The sequence below is a fragment of the Thermococcus sp. LS1 genome (assembly GCF_012027395.1).
Lineage (GTDB): Archaea > Methanobacteriota_B > Thermococci > Thermococcales > Thermococcaceae > Thermococcus.
Map to the genome: position 1 here is coordinate 664,911 of NZ_SNUJ01000001.1, position 15,768 is coordinate 680,678.

18 protein-coding genes are annotated in these 15,768 nt (G+C 52.2%); 15 read left to right on the forward strand and 3 right to left on the reverse strand.

The window, feature by feature from the left end; all coding sequences use genetic code 11:
- Both E3E26_RS03545 and E3E26_RS03550 read right to left on the reverse strand, forming a co-directional pair.
- Entirely contained in the window at positions 1-999 is a 999-nt protein-coding gene (locus E3E26_RS03545; protein WP_167899917.1) for a DUF4350 domain-containing protein, read from the reverse strand.
- Positions 992-2,740, reverse strand: a complete 1,749-nt coding sequence (locus E3E26_RS03550; protein ID WP_240911630.1) for a DUF4129 domain-containing protein — start codon at positions 2,738-2,740, stop codon at positions 992-994. Before E3E26_RS03550 ends, E3E26_RS03545 begins: the two co-directional genes overlap by 8 nt.
- 51 nt (positions 2,741-2,791) lie before the next feature.
- Between E3E26_RS03550 and E3E26_RS03555 the strand changes: the two genes are divergently transcribed.
- A complete protein-coding gene (locus E3E26_RS03555; RefSeq protein WP_167899918.1) occupies positions 2,792-3,511 on the forward strand; it encodes a hypothetical protein in 720 nt (239 codons plus the stop codon).
- Entirely contained in the window at positions 3,502-3,741 is a 240-nt protein-coding gene (locus E3E26_RS03560; protein ID WP_167899919.1) for a hypothetical protein, read from the forward strand. Before E3E26_RS03555 ends, E3E26_RS03560 begins: the two co-directional genes overlap by 10 nt.
- Before the next feature lies 1 nt (position 3,742).
- Here E3E26_RS03560 and E3E26_RS03565 read toward each other — a convergent pair whose 3' ends face one another.
- Complete coding sequence (locus E3E26_RS03565) at positions 3,743-4,696, reverse strand: NAD-dependent epimerase/dehydratase family protein (RefSeq protein WP_167899920.1); 954 nt, start codon at positions 4,694-4,696, stop codon at positions 3,743-3,745.
- A gap of 87 nt (positions 4,697-4,783) precedes the next feature.
- Between E3E26_RS03565 and E3E26_RS03570 the strand changes: the two genes are divergently transcribed.
- The 13 genes from E3E26_RS03570 (at position 4,784) to rfbC (ending at position 15,705) form a co-directional block, all read left to right on the forward strand.
- Positions 4,784-5,779, forward strand: a complete 996-nt coding sequence (locus E3E26_RS03570) for a sugar phosphate nucleotidyltransferase (RefSeq protein WP_167900149.1) — start codon at positions 4,784-4,786, stop codon at positions 5,777-5,779.
- Between the two features lie 99 nt (positions 5,780-5,878).
- Complete coding sequence (locus E3E26_RS03575) at positions 5,879-7,237, forward strand: ATP-binding protein (protein WP_167899921.1); 1,359 nt, start codon at positions 5,879-5,881, stop codon at positions 7,235-7,237.
- Between the two features lie 681 nt (positions 7,238-7,918).
- Complete coding sequence (locus E3E26_RS03580) at positions 7,919-8,563, forward strand: hypothetical protein (protein ID WP_167899922.1); 645 nt, start codon at positions 7,919-7,921, stop codon at positions 8,561-8,563.
- A 3-nt stretch (positions 8,564-8,566) separates the two neighbouring features.
- Positions 8,567-9,082 carry a hypothetical protein gene (locus E3E26_RS03585; RefSeq protein WP_206204310.1) on the forward strand — a complete coding sequence of 172 codons (516 nt, stop codon included), beginning with the start codon at positions 8,567-8,569 and terminating at the stop codon, positions 9,080-9,082.
- 53 nt (positions 9,083-9,135) lie between these two features.
- A complete protein-coding gene (locus E3E26_RS03590) occupies positions 9,136-10,221 on the forward strand; it encodes an ATP-binding protein (RefSeq protein WP_167899923.1) in 1,086 nt (361 codons plus the stop codon).
- 188 nt (positions 10,222-10,409) lie between these two features.
- Entirely contained in the window at positions 10,410-11,495 is a 1,086-nt protein-coding gene (locus E3E26_RS03595) for an ATP-binding protein (protein ID WP_370520077.1), read from the forward strand.
- Between the two features lie 226 nt (positions 11,496-11,721).
- Entirely contained in the window at positions 11,722-12,780 is a 1,059-nt protein-coding gene (locus tag E3E26_RS03600) for a glucose-1-phosphate thymidylyltransferase (RefSeq protein ID WP_167899925.1), read from the forward strand.
- A 9-nt stretch (positions 12,781-12,789) separates the two neighbouring features.
- Positions 12,790-13,791, forward strand: coding sequence for a dTDP-glucose 4,6-dehydratase (gene rfbB, locus E3E26_RS03605; protein ID WP_167899926.1), 1,002 nt, complete (start codon positions 12,790-12,792; stop codon positions 13,789-13,791).
- A 45-nt stretch (positions 13,792-13,836) separates the two neighbouring features.
- Positions 13,837-14,124 carry a hypothetical protein gene (locus tag E3E26_RS03610; RefSeq protein WP_167899927.1) on the forward strand — a complete coding sequence of 96 codons (288 nt, stop codon included), beginning with the start codon at positions 13,837-13,839 and terminating at the stop codon, positions 14,122-14,124.
- Positions 14,082-14,423 (forward strand): type II toxin-antitoxin system VapC family toxin, encoded by a 342-nt coding sequence (locus tag E3E26_RS03615; protein WP_167899928.1) that lies wholly within the window; start codon positions 14,082-14,084, stop codon positions 14,421-14,423. Before E3E26_RS03610 ends, E3E26_RS03615 begins: the two co-directional genes overlap by 43 nt.
- A gap of 118 nt (positions 14,424-14,541) precedes the next feature.
- Entirely contained in the window at positions 14,542-14,745 is a 204-nt protein-coding gene (locus tag E3E26_RS03620) for a DUF2281 domain-containing protein (protein WP_058938042.1), read from the forward strand.
- Positions 14,745-15,143, forward strand: a complete 399-nt coding sequence (locus E3E26_RS03625; RefSeq protein ID WP_012572809.1) for a PIN domain-containing protein — start codon at positions 14,745-14,747, stop codon at positions 15,141-15,143. The genes E3E26_RS03620 and E3E26_RS03625 overlap by 1 nt, the downstream gene beginning before the upstream one ends.
- Before the next feature lie 4 nt (positions 15,144-15,147).
- Positions 15,148-15,705: a dTDP-4-dehydrorhamnose 3,5-epimerase gene (gene rfbC, locus E3E26_RS03630; RefSeq protein ID WP_167899929.1), complete on the forward strand. Its 558-nt coding sequence runs from the start codon at positions 15,148-15,150 to the stop codon at positions 15,703-15,705.
- The last annotated feature ends 63 nt before the right edge of the window (positions 15,706-15,768 follow it).

Sequence of the window (15,768 nt, forward strand, 5' to 3'; positions counted from 1 at the left end):
TCAACCACCCATCCTTTCGAGCATCTCGATTATTTCTTTCTCATCCCAGCCCCGCTCCCTCGCCAAAGCTAAGGCGAGCTCTTCGGGGCTTTTCCTCTTCCCGAAGAAGCGCGAGATCGGCCTCCAGAGCAGCCTCCCTATGACCCTAAAGGTTCCAAGCTCCTTAAGGAGTATCAGAATGCCGATGGCGAGTATGAGCTTAACGGCCAGCTCTTTGGGCAGCAGCCTCGTTATCGTGACTGTTCCGGCAGTGTATAGGTTGAAGTCCGGGTGATGGGCCTCGTCGATATAGAAAGTATCTCCTCCAAGGTACTCGACGAGGTTCCTCAGGAAGGGCTCGTTCTCGTCGTAGAGCTGGTTTATCAGGACGTCCGGGTCTGCCAGGATTACGACCCTCCCCTCCCCGTATTCGACCTCCGTCAGGAGGGGATACTGCCTCCTCTGGAAGTTTATCATAGCCACCTTGCTTGCGTAGACCGCACTGCCTCCCGTCACGAGAACTGCCGAGGGCTCGTTGGTGACTATTTTGGTGACGTTCCTGGCCAGTATGGGGTCCTCTATTCTCACGGACACTATCAGCCTGTCGTCTTCCTGATAGAAGAAGTCGCGGAGCGGGTAGCTGGATATGCCAACGGACAGGTTGAGGGCACGCAGTATCTCGTTGCCGGTGCCGAAGTCGTCTGCTATGAAAAGCGTGTTCCCACGCTCCACGAATGCCTTGAGCTGCTCTATCTCGGCGTCTGTGAACGTCATGTTGGGGCCGACTATGATTAGGACGCCGTTTTTGCCGCTGATATTGGCCATGTCGAAGGATTCAAAGATAGGAACGATCTGCTTCCCGTCCTCGTGGATCAGTCTGACGAAGTTCGAGATGCCGTTCCAGTTTGTGTTGAACATACTGTACTGGGTGGAGCTCTTGAAGAGGGGCACAGTTAGGGGCATGGTAATGAGGGTGAAGATGAGGAGGATGAGGGCGAGGTACTTGATGGTTTTATTCACCGCTTCCACCCCGCAGGAGCTTCTTCAGTCCCTCTCTGAACTCTCTCAGCTCTTCCTCACTCAGGGGAATTTCACCGTAGACGGCCTTCTCGTGGAGCCTCGTTACCTCCTCCAGGTCAGTGTAGAACTCCCAGTCGCGGAGAATCCTTAAGACTTCCCTCGGGGTCAGGCTCTCGCTTATCCCAAACCTATCCTTTAGCTTTTCCCTTAGGAGCTTATAAGCCTCACCGACGTCCTCGGGTATTCTCTCTTCCCAGATAACCTCATGCTCCGCAGGAACAGCCTCAACGACTCTCTGCGGTGCCGGAGAAATTGGCTTTCTCTCCCTTCTCCTCACAATAACGATGGCCAGCGCGAGCAGCAGGGAGAGGAGTGCTATCGCTATGTACCTCGGGAGCATGTTCACCGGCGGAACAACGTTGAGCACCACCACGTTGGAGGTAGCGCTATCATACACCTCGCTGCCAGCGAAGGCAACGTAGACCCTCAGCTGGCCGGGGCTCTGGGGCTCTACTGTGAAGGAAAAGGTTCCGTTCTCGGCCGTGATGTTGAACCAGGGAGTGTCGTTGACATAAACGATGAGGGGGAAGGTCATGTTCGGCTTCACCCTTCCTGTGAACGCGGCTTTTTCCCCGAGGGTTATTCTCTCGGGCCCGTTGAGGGTTATCGCAACCGGGAAGCGCCTGAACTCAACCGTGACTATCTCTGAGGTTCCGGTGTGGGTTCCGTCGCCGGCGAATTCCAGCGGCACCTGAAACGTTGCTGCCTCCGATGAGCGATAGACCTTGGCAAAGGTTCCGTTCTCGCCGGTAATCAGCGTCTCGTCCTCTATGGTTATCTCCCTTCCCTCAAGGGGGTAGCCGTAGTAGTCAACGAGCCTGCCCGACAGCACAAGAGTCTGGTTCAGAAAGGCGCTGTACACTCTTTCCACCAAAAAGAGGGATGGTATCTTCCTGACGGTCACGTTGAGCGTGTTTGATTTCATTCCTCCCTGAGTGGCGTATATCGTGTACGTCCCAAGCTCTCTGAACCTGTAGGTGGTGGAAAAAAGCCCGTTTTGGGGCGTGACTATGATGAACGACGTGAAGTTCTCCCTGGTGATGACCACAGTAACGGTGTCGTTGCCGGGGCAGGAGCCGAAGATGGTAACCCTCTGATAGAGTATAGGCTCGGAATTCGAGATTCCAATCTCAAACCTCCCGCTTGGGAGCTTTTCAGAGCTCACCTTCTCGATTATCTCGTTTAGATACCTCCTAACCTTTTGGGTGTTGAACTTCATGAGCTTAGTCCCGTTCATCAGCTCGAGGGAGTCTATCTCGTCCAGGAGGGACTCCATGTTGAGGGCTGTGCCCTTGATTCCGGCTGTAACCGCGGGTGTCGGATTTTTGTGGAACTCAAGCATGAGCTCGTTCAGAACCACCAGCTCCCTGGAGAACTCGTAGAACGGAGGGATGACTTTCATCACCGTGGAGTTAACCCCCTTTTCCTGGTAGTACAGCGTCTCCAGGTGGATGAGCTTCAGCTCCTCCAGGGTGGAGTTGGCGAGCGTTAGGCCGTAGCTCTCGTTAACCAGGGCGTACTTCAGCGAGTACTCAAAGCGAAGGATAATCTTGGAGAAGTACTCATAGAGAAAAACATCCCTCTGGGTCGGCTCTTCAACGGCCTTCCCGGAGGCGAGTGGAACGGAGCCGACGATTAGAATGAGGATTATTATTAAAAGCGACGCTCTCCTCATCGCCATCACATCCATAAGGCATAAAAACCTTTTAAGTTTATTCATTCCGGTGTTAGAATGGGGAGGATTTTGGGAAGTATCCTTTCAGCGGCTGGAATCGTCCTATGGTACTATGGGGGAATGTCTGGAATAACATCTCTGGTCAACCTGGGGATAGGAGCGATAATTCTTGGTCTGGTAATAGCGGCCATGCCTTCCCGGGGCCACGTTGACAGGGAGGCCCTTTTCCTAACGTGCGGACCTTCCAGTGAGTTCGTTGAAAAGCTCAGAAACGACCTCGAACTCAGGGGGAAGCCAGTGGTCATACCGCCCTACGAGAACCTCCCCAAAGGCGGCATCTTCCTCCCCAAGTCTGAGACTGTCTCCCTGAGCCTTGGAAAGCTCGACGAGGGGACCGTCTTTGTTACGGGCACCGAGGAGGAGAGCGGCGTTCTGATAAGTCCCCCAGCCGGGTGGGCACTTGTGAACTACATCGAGGAGAACGTCGGCGGGCTCTCCGGAACGGGCCTCGGATACGCCTCCTCGGCCGTCTCCTCCGGCTTAAGCGCCCTGGGCCTCGGTTCGGCGGAGGCCTTTGAGAGGGAGGACGGGACGGTAGAGGTCTTTGTGAAGCCCCTCTGCGACGGCCCTGTCTACGCTGACCCCGTTGCCTCGGCCGTTCTCCTCGGAATCGCCGCCGGAATGGAAGAACTCCTGAGGATAGAATCCGTTGAGAGCGTAAAGGACTACGTCAAGGTGATCCTTGAGCGGCTCGGTGGGATCGAGAGATGGCTATGAGGGAGAACGTCGTCCTGTTCCTTGCGGTATGGATCGTAATAGCCGCACTTATAAGCCCCTCTGTCGAGATATTCCTGACCATCGCCCTCATTGGAATCCTGATAACGCTCGAGATAGGCGAGTTCTACCTGCCAAGGGACGTCAAAAGCTCCCTGAAACTCTCCGCCTATCTGCTCCTTCTCGCCTTTGCCTTCATAGTGGCGAGAAAAGTGTATGAGGTAATAAAATAAATTAGACAGTCGCCAGTAGTTCCCTGACCGTTCTCCTCACAGCCTCGTAGCTGTTGAGCTTTGGTTCCCAGCCGGTTTTCTTCGCCTTCTCTATGCTCAGGCGCATGAACTTGACGTCGCCCTTCCAGCCGCGGCCGCCGTCGACGCCGCCCGTGAACCTGAAGGCTGGATTTAACCCCATCTCCTCGCTGACTATCTCCGCTATCTCTTTAACTGTAATCCAGTCGTCGTTTCCAAGGTTGTAAGCGTCGTAGGTTTTGCCTTCCTTCCTGAAGTGCTCGAAGATGTGGAGCATCCCATCAACGGTGTCGCTCACGTGGAGGTAGCTCTTCCTCTGGGTTCCGTCGCCCAGGATTTCCAGCTCATTGGGGTTCTTCCTGAGCTTGTTGATGAAGTCGTATATTACGCCGTGGTTGGAGCGCTCGCCTATGATGTTGGCCAGCCTGAAGGCCAATGCCTTGAAGTCGAAGGTGTGGGCGTATCCGCTTATCAGGGCTTCAGCCGCGAGCTTCGCGCCGCCGTAGACGCTTATCGGCTCGAGCGGGGAGTAGTCCTCTGGAGTGGGAATGACCTCGGCGTCGCCGTAGACCGTTGATGATGAGGCGAAAACCAAGTATTTGACTCCGGCTTTTCTCATAGCTTCAAGGAGGTTGTAGGTTATAACGACGTTGGTCTCGTAGAGCAGCTCCGGGCTCTGGGAGCCGATTCTGACCTCAGGATTAGCGGCCAAGTGAAAAACAATATCAACACCATCAACGGCCTTCTTCACGGTCTCCATGTTCCTCATGTCCCCTCTGATGAACTCAAACCTCTCGTGGTTCAGCCAGCGCCCAATGTTGTCCAAGCTCCCGGCGCTTAAATCGTCAAGAACCCTGACCTCGTACCCGAGCTCCATGAGCCTGTCCACGAGATGGGAACCTATGAACCCCGCACCGCCCGTGACGAGAACCTTCATTCATAACCACCACCAATGATGAAGCAAAATTATTTAAATATGTTAGGGATAACTATGCGGTTGAAGTACGTTCAAACGGTGGGTGCCATGAAGGTCCTAATAATGGCCGGTGGCTACGCAACGAGACTCTGGCCGATAACCAAGGACAACCCCAAAGCCCTCCTCCCAGTTGGGAACAAGGTGATACTCGACTACATCCTGGAGAAGGTCGAAGAACTTGGCCTCGAAACATACATATCGACCAACAGGTTCTTCGAGATGCACTTCCGTCCCTACGCCGAGAAGAAAGGCTTGAACCTCATCGTTGAGGACACCCTCCACGAAGAAGAGAAGCTGGGCACAATGGGGGCCATGAAAAGGGCCGTCGAGGAGCTTGGCTTAGATGATTATCTCGTCATATCTGGGGACAACATCTTCTCCTTCAGCCTGGTGGACTTCCTGAAAGCCTACGACGGGAGGACCCTCATAGCGGTCTACGACGTCGGCGACCTGGAGCTGGCCAAGCGCTACGGTGTGGTCGTTCTTGAAGGCGACAGGGTCATCTCCTTCCAGGAGAAGCCGGCCGAACCGAAGTCGACCCTCGTCAGCACTGGAGTTTACGTCTTCCCGAGAAGGGTGATGGAGAAAATCGATGAGTACCTCTCCGACGGAAACAAGGATTCACCGGGCTACTTCATCCAGTGGCTCCTGGAGAACGGTGAGGACATCAGGGCCTACCGCTTCTCAAAGTACTGGTACGACATAGGAAGTGCGGACAGCTACCTGGAGGCCCTCAAGACCCTGCTGAAGGAGAGCCGCGTCGAGGAGATTCAAATAAGCCCCTACGCCAAGATAATCCCGCCGGTGGTAATAAAGCGCGGCGCAAAGATACTGGGCAGGTCGATAATAGGGCCCTACGCCTACATAGGAGAAGAGTGTATCATAGAGAACTCCGACATCAGCGACTCGATAGTATTCAGGAAGACCATTATCAGGAACTCGACGATATGGCGCTCCATCATCGATGAGAAGTGCGAGATAAGGAACCTTGAGCTGAGAAAGAGCCTCGTCGGGGGTCACGCAAAGATACAGAGGGGCGAGTAAGATCTCTACATATTTTTTGCATCTTTGAACGGCCATTCCCCACTAGAGCATCCGCAACTTTTTTATACCTATAAGGTATAATACCTGTGGGGTATAAAAATGAAGTTTTATGATCGTGAGCGGGAGATTGAACTCCTCAGAAGGGGCAAGAGAATTGCCATAATCGGACGGCGCAGAGTGGGAAAGACTAGATTGGTTGAGGAGGCTCTCAACCCTATAACGCTCTTCATCCCTGCCGAAAAGAACGAGGCCTTAATATGCCGAGATTGGATCGAAGAAATTCGCGAGAGGAGATACATTCCAACGCTCAACTCTATGAAGGAAATCGTTGAGTTCTTAATGAGGGAAGGGGAGACGATATTCATTGATGAACTCCAGAATGCCCTCAAGGTAAATCCCTCATTTCTTTATGATCTCCAAAGGCTCCTCGACAAGTACCGCGATGCAAAGCTCGTCGTTACGGGTTCACTCATTAGTATGAGCAAGAAGCTCGTTGAGGACTATCAAGGCCCGCTTTATGGCAGGTTCGATTACATCATAAAACTCCGGGAGCTGGGTTTTGGGACAGTGACGGAAATAATGCGCGATTTGGGCTACAGCATCGAGGACGCCGTTGTGATGTGGGCGGTCTTTGGCGGCTCGCCCAAGTACTACGAGACGCTTGAGAGATTCAGTCTGCCGGTTGAGGACTTCATCCGTATGATGTTCTTTGAGGAGCCTTATCCAATGTTTCCTGAAGTCCTCATGATGCTCAAGGAGGAGCTAGGTAAGGAGTACAGGACTTACTTCAGCATCCTCCAAGCGATAAGCGAGGGCAAGAACATGCTAGGGGAGATTTCCTCTTATCTGTCCGTCAAGAGCACGAGCCTCACCAAGTATCTCGCAGCCCTTGAGCGGGAGTATGAACTGGTCACAAAGCGGAAAGATGTCTTTGAGCGGGGGAGAAACAGGTATTACATAACCCAAAACCTGGTTGACTTCTGGTTCAGGTTTCTGTGGCGGAATTATTCCAAGCTCGAGAGGAACGAGCTGAGCTTTGATAAAAACGACTTCAACGCTTACGTTGGCCGTAAGTTTGAGAGTCTGGTGGAGCTGCTTGTTCCAAAACTTGTGCCTTTTGAGGTCATCAGAACGGGCAAGCTCTGGGGGAAGTTCAAAGGCAAGGAGAAGGGTAAGGATTCCTTTGAGATTGATGTGGTCGCCCTCGGAAGGGAAGACATTGCGTTTTTTGAGGTGAAGTGGGAGGAGCTGAGCTTTGGCGAGGCCAAAAAGGAGCTCAAATTGCTGTCCAAAAAAGCCGAAGCTGTGGGGGATAAGCGGAGGGTTCATTTAGCCCTCGTCGCGAAGAGGATTGGAGGTAAAGAATGGCTAGGTGGTATGGTGTACGATTTGGAAGATTTAGACGAGATGCTGGGCAGTGGCCACACACCGTTTAGAAACGGAGCGGTAGAATCGTGAGGAGCGCCATACAGACGAGTCTGGAGTGAAGTTCCACTCTTGACAGACCTTTCCCTAGTTAATAGTGACTCCGTGACCCTCTCAGATCATGGAATCACTGTTCGGATTGGGTCTGCTCGGGGTGAAGCTTTCGCTTCAGTCTCCCTTGCACAGCACTCCTCATACACTATTAGGTGCTTTAACTATATAAACTTTTGCTTTTATTTAAAGCAAAATTTTTTGGCAACTTTCCGAAATAACTTCAATAAAGTTGGGAATTCGGTTTGAGAGGGAGGTGTTTAGTAGTTAGCTAGAATGGAAATCGAATCATACATCGAGAAAATAGTGAGGAGCACCTTGCAAGTGGGGCCTCGGTGAAAATCCCACTCTCAAGGAACACTAGGCTCGTGACTCCAGCCCTCTCGACTTATGGAACACGTTGGGCTTAGCACCCGTCAAGGGTGAAACTTTTGCTTCGGTCTCACCGACAGAGTACTCCTCATATACTATTAGGTGCTTTACCTATATAAACCTTTGCCTTTTTATAATACAAGTACCTGTTGAAATATGTTCGAAACATGCCGAGTCATTAAGTCCAGAAAACAAAATAGAAGGTGCCGCTCCCGCCCGGCAATCGTTCGGAGAAGAATAAACCCAACCCTTAAATTCTGCAGAGATCAAAATTATACAGGGGCGTGGGCGATGGGCGAGAGGTTAGTTAAGGTGCTGACGGTTCTCGTGGTTATTCTGCTTATCTTCAACATCGGCATGGTCTACGGTGCGCTCAAAGCCAGGAGCATAGCGTTGGAGGAAATCGACAGCGTCATAACCCTCGTGGAGGGCATGAAGAACGAGAGGATAACCATCCAGTACCCGTTCGACCAGGAGATACAGGTTCCCCTCAGGATGAACCTCAGCGTCCCCGTTTCCATGGTGGCCAGGGTTCCGGTCAACGAGGATATTGCCGTAAAGGTTCCCCTCGATACCTACGTTGACGTTCCCGTCAACACCACCGCGAGGGTGCACATCGTCCAGAACATAACTACCACAGTTGATGTGAACGGCGAGCAGGAGACAGTGGTCATTCCGCTAGATACCTACGTCGATGTCCCCATAGTCACGACGGTCAGGGTTAGGGTCAGGGACGTCGTAGACACCACCGTGCCCCTCAACATGACCCTTGAGGTTCCCATCAACCAGACGGTTGTTGTGCCCGTTGATGAGACGCTGACCGTTCCGATTAAGATGAACCTCACCATCGAGACAACTCCTGAGGAGATGGGCCTGGGTGAAGTGATTGATAGGGTTGTTAAGATGCTCGAGGGAATGAAGGCGGCGATTGGGTGAGCTTTGAGGATCGGAAGTCATAAGCTGCAAAACTCCATCAAAGCGAGGGAGTTCTCCGGGGATTCTGCCCTGATATGGAGCGGAGTTGGGGAGTTTATTCTGGCGACGGAGAAATACCTGGGGAAGGACATCGGAGACTTCCATCTGACGGGTGTTGAAAGGTTCGGGGATTTTGGGATGGAGCTTGTTGGAACCGGGCGGTATCACTATTATTATTCCGAAAAGGCCAAGAACCTATCCCTGGAAGAGGTTGTTGTGCATGCGCTGCTCGTGGAGTTCGGACCGAGGACGATCCTGTATTCAACCGTCCTGCTGCTGGCCCATAGGGACAAGATAGGCCGGAAGAAGCTTTTTGAGCTCGGCATGAAATACGACGTGGATGTGGAAGGGCTGCTGGAGTACCTTAAGGGCAAAGGAGTTAAAAGGTACCCTTACCCTTCTATGGAAGAAGTGAGGGAAACTTTCAAAATGTACTTCGGTGAAGGGAATTTTGGTGCAGTAACTCAAACTGAATTTTGAAAGGAAAGACCTAAATATGGAAGGGGCTTCCATATGGAATGGGGTGTCTATAAATGTTTCAAATTCGACCGATAACCGATGAGAAAAACCTTTACGGAAAAAGGCACAGAGAAGCCCTTAAACAGCTGAAGAAGAATGTTGAGGAAAGGACTTTTACGGCAATTCTCGGCCCAAGGAGGGTCGGCAAGACGAGCATCATTAGAGTTTTTTTGAATAAGTACAAGTACCGGTACATATACTATGATCTCTCTCCCTTTATGGGTAAGCAGGGGATCAGCTACACCGAGCTGACTCCGGCAATGATGAACATTGATACAAGCGAACTCTCGTACCATGCCCAGCTCAGCCTGGGCCTCGTGCGGCTTGATGTTAAACCTGAAAACGGGGTGCAGTTCCAAAACGCCCTGATCAATCTCATCAGAGAACTGAATGCCAAATACGATGAACTCCTTGTGGTAATAGACGAGGCCCAGGTAATGCCCCGCATCAGGGGTATCAACATGCTCGGCCTCCTCCAGCTGATAAGCAACACAATGGACAACACGACCGTGATAATGACGGGTTCGATGCCGGGTCTGCTTGAGAGGATACTCAGCCCATCGGCGTCCCAGCCGATGTTCGCCAGATATGTTGACAAGATTCACATACCGCGCTGGACACCGGAAGAAAGCATGGGGTACCTCAAAAAAGGATTGAGTGAGGCAGAAGTGTCATACACCGGGGTCGAACTTGAGGAAGCCGTAGAGGAGCTCTCAAACGTGCCCGGATTTCTGGCATACTACGGCAGGCAGAGGGTTAGGGGCATGAGCCATGATGATGCCCTTGTGGAGACTTTGAACTATGCCATCGGCGTTTGGGAGCAGGACCTGGAGGCGTTTCTTAACATCTACAGCACCAGGGCTTACGTAACTACACTCTGGGTGCTGGCGCAGTCAAAATTTGGCCTCGCGCGGAAGGAAATTGCTGGAGAAGTGCTTCGCAGGGAGGAAGTTAGCGACAGGAGCCTCACCCGCATATTGAAGAATCTCGTTCTCTCAGGGATGGTCGAGCACAGCAAAAAGCGCGGAAAGTACCGTATTGCGGAGAATCCGCTTGCAAAGGCAGTCCAGAACATAGCCCGCAAGTACAACATTCATTGATTTGTGATTCAGAAGGCGCAAAAAAGGTGACCCCACGAGCGAAGCGAGCCAGGCCCTGCAGAAGATCGCCAAGGGGAACGGAACGGGAATAGTTTTTGCGGGGACGGTTATTTCGATGCTTTCTGGTTGGTTGCCCAAACGAAAGACTTATGAATAATACCCTCCGAACTGGTTCGGGGGGTATCGGAGTGGGGCGCAGGGTGGAGAGAGGCATATCATTTTTTGATCAAAGACCCCGGAAAGACAAAAGCCGGCTGTTTGGACGTTCTGAGGAGCTGAACATGTTGGTAAACGCTCTTCACGCGAGAAGCTGGGTGGCGATTCTTGGGCCGAGAATGGCAGGAAAAACAAGCCTTGCACTGACCGGTGCCAACTCCTTTGCAGAGGAAATGAAATATAGGGTAATTTTTGTTGATCTAAGGAATACTGAAACCTCCCGCCAGGCTACGGAGAAGATATTGGGCAGACTGCCAAAATCGATTGTCGAAACCCTCACCAAGTATATTGCCGAGGTTTCTCTTTCCGCTGGAGGCACAAGTGGTGGTGTAAGGCTCAGAGAAAATGTCGCTGCCAAAAATGCGCTGGAAGATGCTCTCTTTTCCCTGAACAACACAATACTAGTACTCGATGAAGTCCAGAACGTGAAACAGGGTGTGAACAGCTTTCTAAAAGCTCTAGCCACGGCGTTTAATGAAAACGATTCCCTGCTGGTAATATTTACAGGCTCCTACGCGGGTGTCGTTAAAAAGCTGTTCGAGGCCACCCACAGGGACAGTTTTTATGGAAGGCCACCGATTGAGATACTCCTCCCTCCATGGCCTGAATGGGTGGCGGCGGAGTTTCTGCGGAAAGGTCTTGGGCAGTGTGGAGTTGATGTTACTCAGAGGGAGATTCAAGATACACTCTGGAGGCTTGGAACACTGCCCGGTTGGTTAAACCTTTATGGACTCAGACGATGCCTTGGAGCATCTCATGAAGAAGCACTGCAGAGGGTATTTGAGAAGGCGGTGGCTGAGGCGCTGAGAGAGCTGGAGCACTTCCTAGAAGGGAGGAGCCCAAAAGCCAGAGAAGTGATCAAGAGATTAACCTACGGTGCCACGTGGGGGGAGCTAGAAAAAACCGGGATCTCAAAGGATACCCTCAGCAGGCTTCTGGATGCCCTTACAGGGGAGCTGTTCGCAGTGGTTAAAGACAGCATAGGAGTTTACAAGTTTTCGGATCCAGTTTACAGGTACGCTGCAGAGAGACTGCCCCTCTCTCCAAAGGCGAGATGAGTGGATTGTAGTAATGAACAAAAAGGTGAACCCCGTGAGCGAAGCGAGTCAGGCCCTGCAGAAGATCGCTAGGGGTACGGGAATTGTTTTTGCCGGAGCGTTCGGTGTTTGCATGGGGGGAGATGGATTCGTGCTAGGCTTCTCCTCCAAACAGTGCCGATAATGTTCTCCTCATAGCACGATAGGTTTTTATTTTCTGGGATAGTATTGACGGCGGTGGATAATCATGAAGGCCCTTATTCTCTCCGGAGGTCACGGTACGAGGTTGAGACCCCTCACTTATTCCCAGCAGAAGCAGCTCATCCCCGTCGCGAATAAGCCCGTCCTGTTCTACGCCATCGAGGACGTCATCGAGGCCGGCATTCACGAGATTGGAATTATCGTCGGCCCAAACAAGGAGCAGGTGATGGAGACCGTTAGGAGCGTTGATTGGGACGCGGACATAGAGTTCATCTATCAGGGTGAGCCGAAAGGTTTAGCACACGCGATAAAGGTCGCGAGGGACTATCTCGGTGACGACGATTTTGTGATGTACCTCGGTGACAACATCCTCAGGGAAGGCATAGTGGAGCACCTGAACCACTTCAAAGGGGGAAACTTCGACGCCAGCATTTTGCTCTGTGAGGTTCCCAATCCCCAGCGGTTCGGTGTGGCCGAGCTGAGTGAGGACGGAAAGACCATCAAACGGCTGGTTGAGAAGCCCAAGGTGCCGCCGAGCAACCTGGCGCTTGTGGGAATCTACTTCTTCAAGCCCGTCATCCACGAGGCGGTCGAAAACATAAAGCCCTCCTGGAGGAACGAGCTTGAGATAACTGACGCGATCCAGTGGCTCATCGACCACGGCTATCGCGTTGGGTGGACGAAGGTCCAGAACTGGTGGAAGGACACCGGAAAGCCCGAGGACATACTCGACGCCAACAGGCTCATCCTGGACGACATCCAGACGGATATACGGGTCGAGACGAAGGCCAGAATCCATGGAAGGGTGGTCATCGGGGAAGGTACCCAGATTGACGGGAACACCGTCATAAAGGGCCCCGCGATAATCGGCAGGAACTGCATCATCAGGAACGCCTACATCGGCCCCTACACAAGCATCGGTGACAACTGCGTCATCGAGAACACCGAAATTGAGGACTCCGTGATCCTTGAGGGAAGCGAGATTAGATGCGGCGGCAGGATAGTAGAGAGCCTCATAGGGAAGAACGTGAAGATTTTAGAGGGGAACAACCACCCCATTGGAAGGAAGCTGGTCGTCGGCGACAACTCCCAGTTGATGCTGTGAGGTGGGACCATGAGACTCTTGGTGACCGGTGGAATGGGCTTCATAGGGAGCAACTTCATCCGCTACATCCTGGAAAAGCACCCTGACTGGGAAGTGATAAACCTCGACAAGCTCGGCTACGGCTCGAATCCGGCAAATTTGAAAGACATCGAGGACGACCCGCGCTACACCTTCGTCAAGGGAGACATAGCGGACTTCGAGCTCGTTAAGGAGTTAATCAAGAAAGTTGATGCGGTGGTTAACTTCGCCGCCGAGAGCCATGTGGACAGAAGCATCTCAAGTCCGGAGCACTTTCTGAAAAGCAACGTCATCGGTGTTTACACCATTTTAGAGGCGATAAGAAAGGAGAACCCTGAAGTTAGACTAGTTCACGTGAGCACCGATGAAGTCTACGGCGATATCCTGGAAGGCTCGTTCACCGAAAAAGACGCGCTTATGCCCTCATCTCCATACTCCGCTACTAAAGCTGCCAGTGATGTTCTCGTGCTTGGCTGGACGCGGACTTACAGTCTGAACGCCTCCATAACGAGGTGCACCAACAACTACGGCCCCTATCAGTTCCCGGAAAAGCTCATCCCCAAGACGATAATCAGGGCCAGTATGGGGCTGAAAATCCCCATCTATGGCACCGGCCAGAACGTCAGGGACTGGCTCTACGTCGAAGACCACGTCAGGGCAATCGAGCGGGTCCTCCTGAAGGGCGAACCGAGGGAAGTGTACAACATCTCTGCCGGAGAGGAAAAGACCAACCTCGATGTAGTTAAGACCATCCTCAAGCTGATGGACAAAGGCGAGGATTTGATTGAGTTCGTCGCGGACAGGCCCGGCCACGATTTGAGGTACTCCCTCGACTCCTGGAAGATAACGCGCGACCTCAAGTGGAGGCCCAGATATAACTTCGAAGAAGGCATCAGGAAGACCGTTAACTGGTACCTTGAGAACGAGTGGTGGTGGAGGCCTCTGGTGAACGAGAAGGTCCTCCACCCGACGCCGTGGAAGCTGGGGTGGTGAGAACATTTAAATATGTGCATACACATAATTATGTATGGTGATGATATGCCAACTATGACCCTTTCAATACCTCCGGAGCTCTACCGCAAGATGAAAAAGCACCCAGAAATCAAATGGAGCGAAGTGGCGAGAAAAGCCATAGCCGAGTACCTCAATGAGCTCGAAAACTCCCGAACTGAGATGTCCATGGTGGAGTTCAGAGAACTTCTGGGAGAGGGGACTCTTGAGGAAATAGAGTCTATTCCGGACGAGGCTTACGAGAAGTACCACCTGAAAATGAGGGATCTGGAATGGGAGAGGACAAAAAGAAACTCTACGACACAAACGTTCTGATCGACCTCGCTAAAAGCGGCGAGAACCCCGGGGACGGCTATACAACCACACTCAATCTCGTGGAGTACCCGAAGGGAGTCTCTCTGGATCTGGGAGTCCTCATACCCTCTCCCAGGGAATACGCCCTGGCCGTTAAGCTCTCTGAGAAACTTGTAAAGGCAGGCACCCCTGTTCCCGCCGTGGACGTGATAATAGCCGCCGTTGCAATCTCCAGAGGCATGGCCCTGATAACAAAGGACCGGCATTTCTTACTGGTAAAGGATGTCGCCCCCGAGCTCAGACTCGAACTGGTTGAATGAGATGGGTTATTAATCACTTGGCAGTAAGCAAAAGCTGACCTCCTCCCGCCCTAAAGGGCGAGGCTTTCAAAAGAAAAAGTAATTAAGTTCCGCGAGAATGTTTAGGATGGTGAACGTGATGGAGGACGCTTACAAGCTCTTTCAGCAGCTCCCAGATGACCTCAAGGAGGAGGTGCTGGACTACATCGAGTTCCTCCTAGAGAGGAACGCGCGCAGGAGACGCTCCCCCATGAAGTTTGGATGGCGCGGGGGGCTGAAGGAGCTCAGGAAGAAGTACACTTCCGTGGAGCTTCAGCACAAGGCCCTTGAATGGTGGGGCTGATGTATCTAGTTGATACCAACGTGTTCCTTGAAATCCTTCTTGATCAGGAAAACGCTGATAACGCGGAGAGGTTCCTTAGAGAAACTCCACCCAGCGAGCTTGCCGTCTCGGATTTCTCGGTTTACTCAATAGGGATAATACTCTTCAAGCAGAAGAAACACGGGGTCTTCCGGGAGTTCGTTGAGGACGTTCTCCTGCGCGGTGGGCTCTCCCTGCTGAGACTCACTCCCTTTGATTTTGAATCCCTGGTTGAAGCCTCCCGTAAATTCCACCTCGATTTTGACGATGCGTACCAGTACACCTTGGCCCGTAAATACGGCCTCCGCATAGTCAGCTACGATTCAGATTTTGATGCAACCGATATCGGTAGGGTCACGCCACTTCAGGCGATGAGGTGATGTTATGCCGTTCGAATTTAAAAGGCTGGAAATCCCTGATGTTATCCTGATCAAGCCCAAGGTCTTCGAGGACGAGAGGGGCTTCTTCATGGAAACTTACAAGAAATCGGATTTTGAAAAGGCCGGAATCAAAGGGGAGTTCGTCCAGGACAACCACTCGAAATCAAAGTATGGAGTGCTTAGAGGCCTGCACTTCCAGCGCGAGCCCTACGCCCAGGCCAAGATCGTGAGGGCCGTTAGGGGGGTTATCTACGACGTCGCCGTTGATTTAAGGAGGGACTCACCGACCTTCGGCAGATGGGTGGGGGTAATCCTCTCGGAGCACAACAAATACCAGCTCTACATTCCGAGGGGCTTTGCCCACGGATTTGTAGTGCTGAGCGACGTTGCCGAGGTCGTATATAAGGTTGACAACGTCTACGCCCCTGACTATGAGGGCGGAATAATATGGAACGACCCGGATATAGGCATAGACTGGCCGGTTGATGACCCCATAGTCTCGGAGAAGGACAGAAAGTGGCCAACGCTGAGGGAGGCCATCGAAAAGGGATGGGTGTTCTGAGACACTACTATCGCAAAACATTTTATAACGCTATGATAAAAAATACACCGACGGTGGTTGGAT

Excerpts from the sequence above, each read along its gene's own strand:
- E3E26_RS03550 (WP_240911630.1), bottom strand. The coding sequence starts at position 2,740 with ATGGCGATGAGGAGAGCGTCGCTTTTAATAATAATCCTCATTCTAATC.
- E3E26_RS03555 (WP_167899918.1), top strand. The coding sequence starts at position 2,792 with ATGGGGAGGATTTTGGGAAGTATCCTTTCAGCGGCTGGAATCGTCCTA.
- E3E26_RS03560 (WP_167899919.1), top strand. The coding sequence starts at position 3,502 with ATGGCTATGAGGGAGAACGTCGTCCTGTTCCTTGCGGTATGGATCGTA.
- E3E26_RS03565 (WP_167899920.1), bottom strand. The coding sequence starts at position 4,696 with ATGAAGGTTCTCGTCACGGGCGGTGCGGGGTTCATAGGTTCCCATCTC.
- E3E26_RS03570 (WP_167900149.1), top strand. The coding sequence starts at position 4,784 with ATGAAGGTCCTAATAATGGCCGGTGGCTACGCAACGAGACTCTGGCCG.
- E3E26_RS03575 (WP_167899921.1), top strand. The coding sequence starts at position 5,879 with ATGAAGTTTTATGATCGTGAGCGGGAGATTGAACTCCTCAGAAGGGGC.
- E3E26_RS03580 (WP_167899922.1), top strand. The coding sequence starts at position 7,919 with ATGGGCGAGAGGTTAGTTAAGGTGCTGACGGTTCTCGTGGTTATTCTG.
- E3E26_RS03590 (WP_167899923.1), top strand. The coding sequence starts at position 9,136 with ATGTTTCAAATTCGACCGATAACCGATGAGAAAAACCTTTACGGAAAA.
- E3E26_RS03600 (WP_167899925.1), top strand. The coding sequence starts at position 11,722 with ATGAAGGCCCTTATTCTCTCCGGAGGTCACGGTACGAGGTTGAGACCC.
- rfbB (WP_167899926.1), top strand. The coding sequence starts at position 12,790 with ATGAGACTCTTGGTGACCGGTGGAATGGGCTTCATAGGGAGCAACTTC.
- E3E26_RS03610 (WP_167899927.1), top strand. The coding sequence starts at position 13,837 with ATGCCAACTATGACCCTTTCAATACCTCCGGAGCTCTACCGCAAGATG.
- E3E26_RS03615 (WP_167899928.1), top strand. The coding sequence starts at position 14,082 with ATGGGAGAGGACAAAAAGAAACTCTACGACACAAACGTTCTGATCGAC.
- E3E26_RS03620 (WP_058938042.1), top strand. The coding sequence starts at position 14,542 with ATGGAGGACGCTTACAAGCTCTTTCAGCAGCTCCCAGATGACCTCAAG.
- E3E26_RS03625 (WP_012572809.1), top strand. The coding sequence starts at position 14,745 with ATGTATCTAGTTGATACCAACGTGTTCCTTGAAATCCTTCTTGATCAG.
- rfbC (WP_167899929.1), top strand. The coding sequence starts at position 15,148 with ATGCCGTTCGAATTTAAAAGGCTGGAAATCCCTGATGTTATCCTGATC.